We start from the raw sequence: 12,963 nt of genomic DNA, 5'->3' as shown, positions 1-12,963 counted from the left end.
ATGGGTTTATTACTCCTTACCAGGCTAGATTCAATTTCTTTGGATCCTAATGTTCCCATTTTGCTTGACCATTACAGCTGGGACTAACCCAAGTACTGAATTTATTGAGAAAAAATTACATTTGGTGATAAATTTTCAAAAAAACGCACCTACCCCTATATATAGCACTACACTCTCATACAAAATTTTTAAAATGTATCCAATATTTCTCTTACAAATTCTCTGTTATATTATTAAACTTCAATAGCAATTCGTATATATCACTTTTTCTGGCTAAACATTGTATCCAGTTATCATTTATTGAATCAAATCCATAATAAATTCCTGACAATCCTCCTGTAAGAGCTCCTATTGTGTCTGTATCATCTCCTAAATTTATTGCAGTAAATATAGCTTCTTCATAATTACGAGATGAAAAAAAACTCCATATTACAGCTTCTAATGTATCTATTACATACCCAGAAGATGAAATTTCCTCTTTAGATAACAAATGTATTTCATTGTTTAATAATCTCTGAAAATTTGGAAATTCTTCTTGATATTTTTCAAAGCAATATTCTTTTACAAACTTTAAAGATTTTTTGTATGATTCTCTTTTATCTTTTGTTTTAATAAGGTTTATTGCCATTTCTACATAAATTATACATGCCAGTTTTGACCTTTTATGGGCATGAGTTAATGATGATACTTCTTCAATAATTCTAATTTTTTCCAAACTTTCTGTATTTTTTAGATAATATGCTAATGGAAGTATACGCATTAAAGAACCATTTCCATTTGAGTTTTCACTACGACCACCACAAAGTTCCAGTGGTTCTCCCATAGATATTCGCTGTATTGCTAAAACTGTTGTATTTCCAATATCAAACACTTCACCATAAGGTGTCCAAAGATTGTTAAAATAAAATTCAGTAAATTTGCTTGCAATATCCCTTAAATCATAATTATTCTTTAAACTATCAATTAAACATAAAGTTAGAGATGTGTCATCAGACCATGTACCAAAATATTGATGATGTGTACCATAAGCTCTCATTTCACGCACTTTATCTTTTATTCTTTCTTCCCTTGATTCAAATTCTACAGGAACTCCTAATGCATCACCAACACAAAAGCCAAAAATTCCTGAAAGTAAATCATTTAAGTCTTCATCATTCTTCTCTATTAATATCGGATCTTGTGATTTAAATTTTGGACACTCCTTTTCACACCTGAGAACATCATTTGGTTTTCTATCTGTATACACTAAACATTTCATAGCTTCCGTTTTTATAACATTAGAGCAATTTTTACACTGTGGTGAAGAAACTAAAAAAGTTGCTCCTGATTTTCTATCTATTTCCCAACGTTCTTTCATAGATAATTGTCTATTCTTTTTATCCATTTTATTCCACCTTATTTAAGTATTTCAACCTCTAAATGTAACTCCCCATTCACAACCTTGGCATTTGTTATTTTCATTTTTTGTCCTGCATCAAGTAAAATTTCTGCTTCAGAAAATTCACTAAATTTTGTTACATTTAATCCGCTTGTTCCTTTAGGTGCTTTAATTGTGATTGTTACACCATCTGAAAAATCACTTCCAATGTTTGGTTTCATACTTGTACTCATGTAAGCTGATTCAGTGAAAATCTCCCCCACCATTTCTTCGGGTTTTAAATTTTTAAGTTTTCCTAAACCATCTTTTGAAGTTCCTCTGTATAATGTCATATCTTCCTGAAGAGTAAACTTATTCATCACATTCTTTAAACTGTCATTTATCACTTTATTTTCAACCCACATATCGTCCAATCCTCTTAAAGAATTATTTAAATTCTCATAATATGAACTTCCTGTATATTTTACTAGTGCATCAACTTCATTAACTGTTAAAGAAGGAGTGGGAATAATTGGCGCCGGTAATCCCGTATATTTAACTGGAGATGGCAACGCCAATTGTCCTGTCCCTGAATTCATGCTATTTGTTACATCTCTTGCCACTACTTCCGGTGCATATTTCCCTACTACCTGTATTCCGCCTCCTACATCTGTAAGTCCGTATTTTTTATTATAGGCTTCATATCCTAACTGTGTAAAAATTGTTACCAGAAGTGGTACATGCAATTCATCTCTCACTGTTGAAACCGCCTGTACATTTCCTAATGTCTTATTTAATCTGTCTGCTTCTTCTTTTGTTATTCCACCTGGTTTCACAGAATCATATATATTATATAATTCTGTACTTTTATTTTTTTCCTGAAAAATAGCTAAATTTTCTTTGGTGTTGAAGCCCGGTAATATTTTCCCGCTGTTTGCTGCATCTGTATGCGCTATACCAAATACATCACTTATTGGTCTTTGATTTAAGATTTTTGTTATATCATTAACTGCATCTGTAAAAAGTCCTTTATAATCTAAATCAGTTAAAAAGTAACTTGGATTATAATAATTTGACATCTCCTGATTTTTTTCTTCTATTATCCCATTAAGCGGATTATAGTAATAATCTTTATTCAAATTTTTTGTAAAACATTCTGTATCACAAGTTTTTTCACTTACTTTATTTGAAGAATTATCTTTATTTTTTCCTTTTGATGAGTTTCCATTACTATTACCATTTTCTTTTTCTTCATTCTTTGGACTCAATATACTTATAACTGCATTTCCCAGATCTTTTATATCCTGTGGATCTATTGGTTTCATTATCTTGCCGTAGTCATAGTATACATCCGCATTTGACGGTTTTTTATCCATTGGTTGATTTGGGTTATAATAATAATTTGGATTTGTCGGGGCTTTATATGGATGCCCTTCCATTTCATAGCCCTCATATTTTGAATCCAATATATTTCTGCCATCTATCAAAGCCTGTTTATTATCATTATTACTAAGCCACTTTTCTATATCAAAACCACTGCTTTTTCCATTTTCTCCTAATATTTCTGTTAATCTGTCTCCTGCTGCTCCTGAAGTCTCTTCATCTCCGGCATTTCTTCCTCTTCTATGATCATCTACGTGACTTGCTTCATGACCATATAAATTTGAAACTTCTAACCCTCCTTCCAGTCCTCTCAGATCTAATTTAAATACATCTTTTTTGTCCTCACCCTGTTGATCTCCTCTTATATATCCAGACCCTGTACCATCTGCCACTATTACTACATCAACATCTTTCCCAGTCATGTACTTTATATAATCTTTGGTCAACTTCTCTATCTCTGCTGCACTTTTACTATCAGGATTATCCTTAAATTCCTGAAATTGTGGATTCTTTTCTATATAATACTCACTATATCTCTCAAATCTTGCCTTTTCATACTTTAAATCACCACTATTTGCCGAATCTATTATATCCAGTATCCCATGTCCTGCTTTTCTCGTATCTTCTGCCAACTGCTGCCTTGTTGTTGTATTCAGTAAATCCGTATGAAGATTCGTATCTATCTGTTCCACCACTTCATCTTTTGTTACTACCTGGGCTTTTGATATATCTGTATTTATTCCCAGTTCTTCAAAATTCAGCTTCTTCCCTGCTTCTGTTACTTCTGTATTAACAAAGGTTGCTTTTGTATCCTGTTCCTTATCATGGCTACCATACTGTACTCCCGTCTGTCCTATTGGAGCTTTGTTATTAACCCCTATTCCACTGACATTAATTCCTGCATTTTCTCCCCTGTTATAATCCTCAAGATTAGAAACCACCACTTTGTTAGCTTCGATACTTAATTTATTCTCTTCACTCAGACTTCCTATTATTGCTCCAACATTCGTCAGGGTTTCCCCAACTTTTACGTTCCCGCCGTTATTGGCTATTATGCTCGTCTGATTATTTACCCATTTACTCTCTGCGTTATTCTGACCATAACTTACATTTCCTGTAAAAGCTCCCGGCTCCGGCTTGTTTGTAGTTGTGTTATTCTGGCTATAACCCCCGCCTATTCCATAATTCTTTCCTTCTGACTTATATTCATCCTGTAATGATATTATACTCAGATTTTTTCCAATATCAAAATTTATTTTATCTGCTGTTACATTTACTCCTGCAAATATTGCATCTTCTTTCGTAGTAAGCTGAAAAGTTCCTCCTGTATTTATTACTGTATTATCATATGTTTTTGAGCTTGTATTTGTTTTTCCTCCCGAAATATTTGCTCCGCCTGTCATTGTCTGCTGTGCAAAATCATACCCTATATTTCCACCTGTCGAACTTGACTTGCTATTGTTTGAATATGTATTTTCCCCTGCTCTTGCTTCAAAGTTTCTCGCATCTACTATAAAGTTTTCTCCTATATTTATCTTCTGATTTACAAGTAGTACATCTCCTTCTGATTCCAGTATAAAATTCTTTCCTACATTTATGTTTCCTGCTACCGAATTTGTTCCGCTTGTATTTGATTCATATTTACTCTGGCTGAAACTCAATGATACATTTGCTGTTATTCCTGCCAAAGCATTTGCAGGGTGTATTCCTGTTACCAGTTTGTCATAGATTGACTGGGCATCATTAAAAGCACTTATTCCGCTTCTGTATAATGTAAGTCCGTCTCCTGCTGAATTAATCATCTCTGATGTATTTGTTACACCATATTTATCTTTGTTATTATACATATTACTTGCCTGATCAATAAAGCTTGTAACAGTAGAACCCACACTAGCTGTCAATCCTATAGTTGTACTCTTCTGCTGTACTTTTTCCTGAAATACTTCCTTAGCATCCAAAAGCTCTACTCCGTTTGTTCCCCTTATTACAAGGTTCTCTCCGATATTAGCCTGCATTGCTTCTGTTCTTACCTTATTTCCTGCATCTATTACCGCACTTCCCTCTGATATTATTGTTGATACTGCTGCTGTTGTCCCGTTTCTTTGCTGTTCAAGACTGCTTTTACTATAACTTACTCCTGCTGTCAGTCCTCCCCCACCGCTTGAGAAGTTTGTACTAAACCCGCTTGTCTTTGTCTTAGAATAATAACTGTTTTCCAACATATCCACCAGTATGTTTACATCATTTCCTGCTGTCATTGATATATTCCCGCCGGTATTTTCTATCCCGTCTTTTACTGCTATCAGGTTTGATGCTCTCACATTTATATCTTTCTCTGCATCAAGAATTATATTATTTCCTATTATCGTACTCCCTGATGCTGATTCCTGTGAACTCTTTGATTCTGAACTTGTTTTTGAAAATGTTCCTCCATATTTTGCCTTAGACTCTAAATAATCTGTTTCTTTCCCGTTCAATATATTTATATTTTCTGCTGTCATCTGTACCAGTCCATCTGAGGCTACCATACTTCCTTGGACAGTTATATCTTTCCCTGCTCCAAGGATCACATTTTCTGTCCCTGATACTTCCGATCCTACTGCTCTTGATCCTTTGTAATACTGATAATTATTACTGTTTGTTCCAAATTTATCCTCTCCATTTAAAATTAAGCTTCCTATTTCAATATTTTCCTTTACATCTATTACTGTTGTTCCTCCGCTTAAACTTCCTCCCTGAGATGTATAGTTTTTTCCTTCTACATATGTCGTTCCTTCTGATTCTATACTTCCCACACTTAATATATGGTCTGTTGTTGATCTGTGATATTCTCCCTTATCCAAAATTGAAGTCCTTGTACTTGAACTATTTATTATATCGCCATTCTCCGCTACCAGTGCTACTGATCCTATACCTTTTATTCTTCCACCTATATTTTCAATGTTTCCTGCAGTAGCTATTACCGTTACTTCATTTCCTCTTATTTCTGAAAGCTCATTGGTATTTGTTACATTATACACTCTTCCAGCATTTACATATGTTACTCCGCCATTTCCTATAAGCTGTCCGTTATTTCTTAATTCATCTGCATTTATTACTGTTAATTCAAGTCCGCCTATTTTATTTCTTCCGTCTGTTTCTATTGTTGCCAGTGTTGCCTGACTTAAATATACTTTTGGTACCAGTACTTTTTCTCCGTTTACCACTTCATATTCATACCAGATAATATCACTTTTAAGAGCTTTTACCTGATCTGCCGTTAAAGCTACTCCTACTGTCAGCTGTAAGTCTTTTTGAAGTTCCACAGAGTTATCAAGCATTGCTTTCATAAGTTCACTGTCACTTAAACCATTTATAAATCTTGTTCCTAATTTTTCTGATATTGTTCTTGTCACCAGAAGATATTCATAATATGCATCTCCAAGCCTTCTTGCTTTGTTCCAGTCACTATTTTCATCATAACCTATTCTTGATAAGTAATAATCACTTCCATAAAAATTCCCTATATTTATATACTGACTTCTTGTTTCAAGAAGGTACTTTGATGTAGGGTCTTTTGACATACTAAAAAGACTGCTTTGGGCTGCCAGTGGATTTATCGGCAATACTCCAGTTGCTTTTATTTCAAGTATCGGATCCATATTTTTCACTATATTTATCATTCCTGATCCGTTACTTACTCCTGTACTCACTGTCTTTCCTGCTACAAGTGTTCCGCTTGTTGTACTTCCGGTTATTATTTGTGAGTCTGCATCTATTTCAGGAGTTAATATCAAACTTCCCGTATTTATGATAAGATTTCTTGCTTCTATTACACTTACCTGTCCTGTTACGTATGAAATATCCCCGTTTTTTATTAATCTTCTGTATCTTACTGGTCTTGTTGAGTTATTTATTCCATGCCATTCTACTTCCTCATAACCATCTTTTAGCTGGATTCCTGCTCCCAGAGTCGTTGTATTGGTTATGGTTCCTACTGTTAATTCTGCTGTATTTCCTGCTGATATTTTACCATCTTTGTTATTTAGCTCATTTCCTGTTATTGTAATATTATTTCCAGCCGATATATTAGCATAATTCGTTATTGCATTACTCTTCACTTTTCCTTTTATTGATTCTCCCAGATACATTAGTGTATCTGATACTGCTACACCAAATTCCCCGTCTGTCACAAATCTTGAACGTATTTCTGATCCATAATAGTAATCTAGTAAAGAATTGAAGCCTCCCTGAGCATTTGCTATACTCAGTATTGAATTAAAATGATTTACTCTTCCGGCATTTGAACCTGCATTTTCTTCTCTTCCAAATGCCCAATTACTGTTAAATTCTGCTTCTGTATAGATTTGTCCGTCCCAAGTCACATAATAGATTTCATAATCATTAAGACCTGATACAGAACCTATATTATCTACCTTTGTTACATCTATAGAGATATCCTGCGAACTCTGTATCATTCCTGTCTGATTCAGAAGATAATTTCCTTTCAGGTTTATCAGTCCTGTTGATAGAAGTTCACCGCTTAAATTTTCCAGCGTATTAAATTCTATATCTAATAACTCTCCGCCATATATTGCTTTTCCGGCATTGTTTGTTATTTTATCTGTGGCTTTCAGTCCAAGCTGATCTGAGAAGGCTATTAAATCATTATTTACTATGTCGTAACCTGTGATTCTTCCGTTTTCTCCCGTTATCATACTGTTGTTTACTACAGTTCCCGTTCCTTCCAAAACTATTATTTCAGAAGCCAGTTCTGTATTATTGGTAATATCTCTTCCTTTTATCTCTATATATCCTGTTCCTGTTGTTACTCCAGCATTCAAAATATCAAGACCGTTTATCTGGAGATAATCCTCACCGTGCAATGTTCCGTTCAGAGTTAAGTTTCCTCCTGATGTCAGCACTACACTGTTTCCCCTTATCAAGCCTGTATTCCCGTAGCCTGAAAGATTTCCCATGTTTACCGTTGCTGATTCTATAGTTCCGCTGTTTGTAAGGTTCGTGTTGTTCAGTTCCACTTTCTGATTTGAACCTATATATCCTATGTTGTTAATAAAGGTATTATTAGCTTTCAAGACCTCATCAGCTGCAAGTGTTCCACTGTTTGTCAAACTTAAAGTTATCAGTTCCATGTTTGTGGCACTTATATAATTTTGGTTATTAATGCTGTTTCCCTTTATCTTTGCATTATCCAAAACTATTAATTTATTGCTGTTAAGGATATTTCCCGATACATCCACATCAAGATTTTCTGTCAGTATTTCTCCGCTGTTTGTGAATGTAACTCCTCTTGATACTATTTTATCTGATACTTTCAAAGTTCCTGTATTCACTATGTCTTTTGCAGTTAATGTTCCTCCTGCATTTATAATATTCTGGTTTTCAAGATTCCCGTTTACTGTCAGATCATCATTTGTATTCATAGTCCCCTGATTCTTCACATTTCCCGATGTACTTATTCCGTTTCCTGTATTTGTTTTTCCTGTACTTTTATTTTCTATATTTTTTGAGGAAAGTTTTTCATTTGTTAATATCTCTCCTGAATTATCTAAATTTTCTGTTGTTATATTTCCTTCTGCAATAATTGTTCCTGTATTTACTGTGTCTTTTGCTGATAATTCTCCGCCAGTCTGAATATTCCCGCTTGTTTGTAAGTTCTTATCTATCTTTATACTGTCTTTCCCGTATAAAGTTCCCTGATTTACCGTATTACCTTTTATATTCAGATTTTTATCAGCTAGAATTTTACCTGAATTACTAACATCACCATCTATATTTATGTCATTCTCACTCTGCATATCTGATTTATTTACAAGATTCTTTCCTACTGTTACTTTATCTTTCCCATAAACCAGATTTTCAGATTCAAGATTTCCTTTTACCTCTAAAGAGCCTTCTGACAAAAGCTGTCCTTTACTCTTAACATCTCTGCCTACTGTTACATTCCCTTTGGAATATACAGTTGTGTTATTATCAAGATTCCCTGTTACTTCCAGTTCCCCTGTCTGGGTTCCTGTGCCGTTTAATGCCGCCTTATCAGCTTCTATCCTTACTTTTCCTTCTGAATAAGTGGAACCCTCCTGTACATATTCCTTAGCCTTTATCTCTATATTCTCTTTAGCCTGTGTCCTGTTAGTCACTACTGTTCCGTCTGCATTGATTCTCAATACACGTTCCGAAATGACATCTCCCTTGACGCCGACATCACCGTTTACGGCTACAATACGGATTTGGTTGCCGTACAAACTTCCATATGCTGATGATGATATCAAAAGCTCATTATTATTTATTCCCTGCTTTGTGTAGTTCTTTGTGTCAGGATTATAGTCAAAATTTCCTGCTATGAGATCCACTTCTGCATCTTTGGCATTTATCTGCCCGTCTACATTTATACTTTTTGAAAGTAATGCAAGATACCTTACTCCCTCTGCATTTATTCCGTCTCTTCCTACTGTAATATTTCCCTCTCTCACATTGAACGGAAGAAGATTACCGTTTCCGTCCAGATCTACTCTTGATGTAGTGAACATTACTTTATCAAAATTTATAAAGCCTGTATTATTAAGATAAAATCCATTCGTTGATGAAAACAAAACATCAGTCTTATCATGAGACATCACTTCTAAAAACGCTTCTATTTCAACCCTATTATTTCCTCCTACCCTGTTCAGTATCAGCCTTGCTGCCTGTTCCTTACTCAGGTTGGGATTGGCTGCCATCATTCCTGCAAGGTAGCTTCGTCCTACTCCCTCACCAAAGTTATTAAATACCACTCCTTCTTTAGTCTGGAAATTTTCAAAGTCATTAACTGATATGCCTCTGCTGTTCGGTGTATTTATATTTATTATTACCGCCTGATTATTCTGGGCTCTGTCTATGCTTGTATTCTGATTAGCATTCCTATCAAGCCTTATATCTGCAAACACAAAGCTGTTCAGCATTCCCAGTAAAAGACCTATTGCTATGTTACGATTTACAAATTTTTCCCATCTACCTTTCTTCATTACTGTCCTCCTGTTTTCTGCTAAATTTCATTTCCCTTCTTCTCCCTTTCTATTAATTTTTAGGTGTATATTTATCTTTTATTAAAAATTATGCTCTTTTCATGTTTTTAATTATTTAATAATGTTTCGAATTAAAAATGAAAACCATTAATTAATCTAATTATTATATTATGAGATAATATACTAAATATTTTTTCCTCTTTTTATCTTTTAAATATTTCTGGGTACTATAAAATAAAGATATTTTGTAATACCTATAAATACTTAAAATTTTCATTTTAAAAATACAAACCTGTCGATGTATCCATTGTTTTAGGTTTGTTTTTCAATATCTTTTTCAATTCCAACACATCCGGTACTTTTTCCCAGATTGATAATATATCCGATAACTGAATACCTATACTTTTTATCATTTCAGATAAACTATTTGAAAATTTCCCTGTTCCTATCTTCTTTGCTTTTTTTATAAAAGCTGATATCGGATCCAAAATTTCATTTTTTTTCACATATAATGATTCTTCTTTATTTACATTTTCATCAAGATAATCATACAATGCTTTTTTTGTCATCTCTCCTTTATTTAACAGCTCCAGCACTTCCTTATACTGAACTGCATTTCTTTCCTCCAAAGACAATATTGTTTCTATACTCTTTATATTTATTTTAGTTACCAGTTCGTTTCCTAGTGCTACACATGAATACAGCTTATACCTGTTTCTGTCATTTTTCATTCCCTTTTCTGAACGACGTCCAAATAAATTCTCTGCTATTTCTACATATTCTGTATTCTCTTTTGATAACTCATCCAACATCCCCCGGCAGCATGACTGTTCTCCATTTGGTAAGCCTAAAATTACTGATATTAACATCAGCTTATCATTTTTACATGAATTTCCCTTATATTTTTTTAATAATTCTGCTACTTCCTCCAATTTCATATTTTCCTCCACCATTTCCTTTTATTTATATCCATAATTTTTTGATATATTTTACCATATAATTAGTCAATAATCAATTTGTCAAACATGTATTTTTAATTATTTTATACAAGTATTTATTAATTAATTTACTAATATCATATTTTTATTCTAACATAGATTTATCAGGCGAAGTATATAGAATCTTTTTTCTAAACAACTGCACAGCTTAAATGGCACTTTCAAAAACAGGGGGGAGGGTAAAAGGGATCACCTTTGATTTTTAAAACTTCCATTCCGAACTGTTATAGAAAAATCCATTTAAGGGGTTTTTGTAGCCTCTAGGTCGTTTTTTGTGGAGAAGACTAGTTGTATACCATGTCTCTAAATTTTAAAGGGCTTAAATCAAGGATAATATTTCTGTTTTTTATTCAATTTCTTTTCTTATTCTTTATTTCTTAAAACCTCTTCCCAAACTTCTGACACTTTAGTTGTTTGAAAATATTTTAATATTGTTGTATATCCTGGGAATATCCAATTATTTTCTTCAGTTGATTTTTTATGAATTTCTTTTAATTCCTTGGTTGTCAATATCCTTCCATATTCTTCATATTTTTTCAATAGTTGCTTTCTTATCTCTTCTTTTATATACTTTGGTTTTCCTTGATTTTTTTCTTCCAAATTTAATTTTCTTCTTAAATTATTGAGTCCCCCGAATCTTATTGAAAAGACTCCTGAACTAAATCCCAATTCATCCTCTAATTCTTGTGCTGTTGCTCCTGTTTCTTCTTTATCTAATTTTTGTGATACTTTCAAATATAATTCCAATAACTCTTCATTTGTATAAGTAATCTCTGTTGAGTTCCACCCCTCATTATTTACTATAATACAAAAATTATTCCAACTTCCAAAATGTCTTGTTATTGTTGGTATCCCCACTCCTGTAACTCTGCTATATTCATTTGCTGATATCCTTTTATTTCTATACTCTTCCCGCTCTTTCATTTGCTTATACTTTTCTATTAATGTTTTTTTTGTATAATTAATACGTGGATTCTCTATTTCTAGTAATTCTGCTAATTCTGACCATTTCCATATATTCGTTATATAAGTAGCTGAAGGTATTCCCTTTATCCTGTTTAAATCCTGTCTTTTACTTAACTCTCTACTTTTTACCTTTTTTTTCAATAATAGAAGCATCTTCTCTTTATTATATTCTACATATTCTCTTGACTTTATATAACCTAACTCTTCCAATGCCCCTCGCCAGCTACCTAATTTATTAGCCACTGTATCCGGTGAACATGTCTTTTTATCTAGGCTGAAACTTTTTCTTGTTATTTTTCCATTCCTTTTATAGTGTCCCCGTAATTGTTCTATTATATCTTCTTTGGTATAATCATTACTTTTCAATCCTGCTTTCTCCAGTGCTTTTTTCCAACTTCCAAATCTTTTTGTGATTGCTATTGATGAACACGTTATTTTGTCAGCATTAAACCTTAATTCTGATATTTTTGAATTTTTCTTATAATGTGTTCTTAGTTGTTCTAATAGTTCTTCATCACTATATATTATTCTGTACTCTCTTTCCAAACCAGCCTTTTTTAATGCTTTTTTCCAACTTCCAAATTTTTTTCTCACTGTTATTGATGAACACACTGTTTTATCACTAGTAAAACTATCTCTTGTTATTTTTCCGTTCCTTTTGTAATGATCTTGTAGTTGTTTTAACACTTCTTCTTCAGTATATTTTATTTTTCCTGCCATTCAATCCTCCACAGCATTTTTATATAATTTAACATAAATTTATTATTTTTTCAAATTGGATTACACCTATAAAAGTAGACACAAAAATAAAAATAGTGTATATTAAAAGTGTACATGAGAGGAGATGATTTTTATGGGTATTAAAATCCCTAAATATGATGAAGAATTTAAAAAAAGCATTGTTACTCTTCATCTTAACGGTAAGTCTCAAAGCGAACTTTGTCGTGAATATGGCATTTCTCTTAGTACTATTGGTAAATGGATTAAAATTTATTCTCAAATTAAAATTGATTCTGATACCACTATTAATATCAAACAAATCAAAGAACTTCAAAAAAGAAATGCTCTTTTAGAAGAGGAAAATATTATCTTAAAAAAAGCCATTGCCATATTCACTCCTCACTCATACAAAGATTAGATGCCATATATGCTCTTAAATCTCAACATCATATCTCTACTTGTAATGGTCAAGCAAAATGGGAACATTAGGATCCAAAGAAATTGAATCTAGCCTGGTAAGGAGTAATAAACCCAT

At 33.0% G+C, this 12,963-nt stretch carries 5 protein-coding genes; 1 reads left to right on the top strand and 4 read right to left on the bottom strand.

Annotation, left to right across the window (positions count from 1 at the left end):
- Window positions 1–211: 211 nt before the first annotated feature.
- The 4 genes from NK213_RS17205 to NK213_RS17190 all read right to left on the bottom strand — a co-directional run bounded on the left by NK213_RS17205 (window position 212) and on the right by NK213_RS17190 (window position 12,428).
- Window positions 212–1,384: an ADP-ribosylglycohydrolase family protein gene (locus tag NK213_RS17205; protein WP_253351447.1), complete on the bottom strand. Its 1,173-nt coding sequence runs from the start codon at window positions 1,382–1,384 to the stop codon at window positions 212–214.
- An 11-nt stretch (window positions 1,385–1,395) separates the two neighbouring features.
- Entirely contained in the window at window positions 1,396–9,744 is an 8,349-nt protein-coding gene (locus NK213_RS17200; RefSeq protein WP_253351445.1) for a hemagglutinin repeat-containing protein, read from the bottom strand.
- Window positions 9,745–10,022: 278 nt separating this feature from the next.
- A complete protein-coding gene (locus NK213_RS17195; RefSeq protein ID WP_253351443.1) occupies window positions 10,023–10,682 on the bottom strand; it encodes a hypothetical protein in 660 nt (219 codons plus the stop codon).
- Window positions 10,683–11,105: 423 nt separating this feature from the next.
- Entirely contained in the window at window positions 11,106–12,428 is a 1,323-nt protein-coding gene (locus NK213_RS17190) for a homing endonuclease associated repeat-containing protein (protein ID WP_253351441.1), read from the bottom strand.
- A 133-nt stretch (window positions 12,429–12,561) separates the two neighbouring features.
- Here NK213_RS17190 and NK213_RS17185 point away from each other — a divergent pair, with 133 nt between their 5' ends.
- Window positions 12,562–12,846, top strand: coding sequence for a transposase (locus NK213_RS17185; protein ID WP_253351439.1), 285 nt, complete (start codon window positions 12,562–12,564; stop codon window positions 12,844–12,846).
- Window positions 12,847–12,963: the final 117 nt, after the last annotated feature.

This window comes from Sebaldella sp. S0638, from assembly GCF_024158605.1.
GTDB lineage: Bacteria > Fusobacteriota > Fusobacteriia > Fusobacteriales > Leptotrichiaceae > Sebaldella.
The sequence above is the reverse complement of the archived record's forward strand: the minus strand, read 5'-3'. Positions and strand labels throughout refer to the sequence as shown.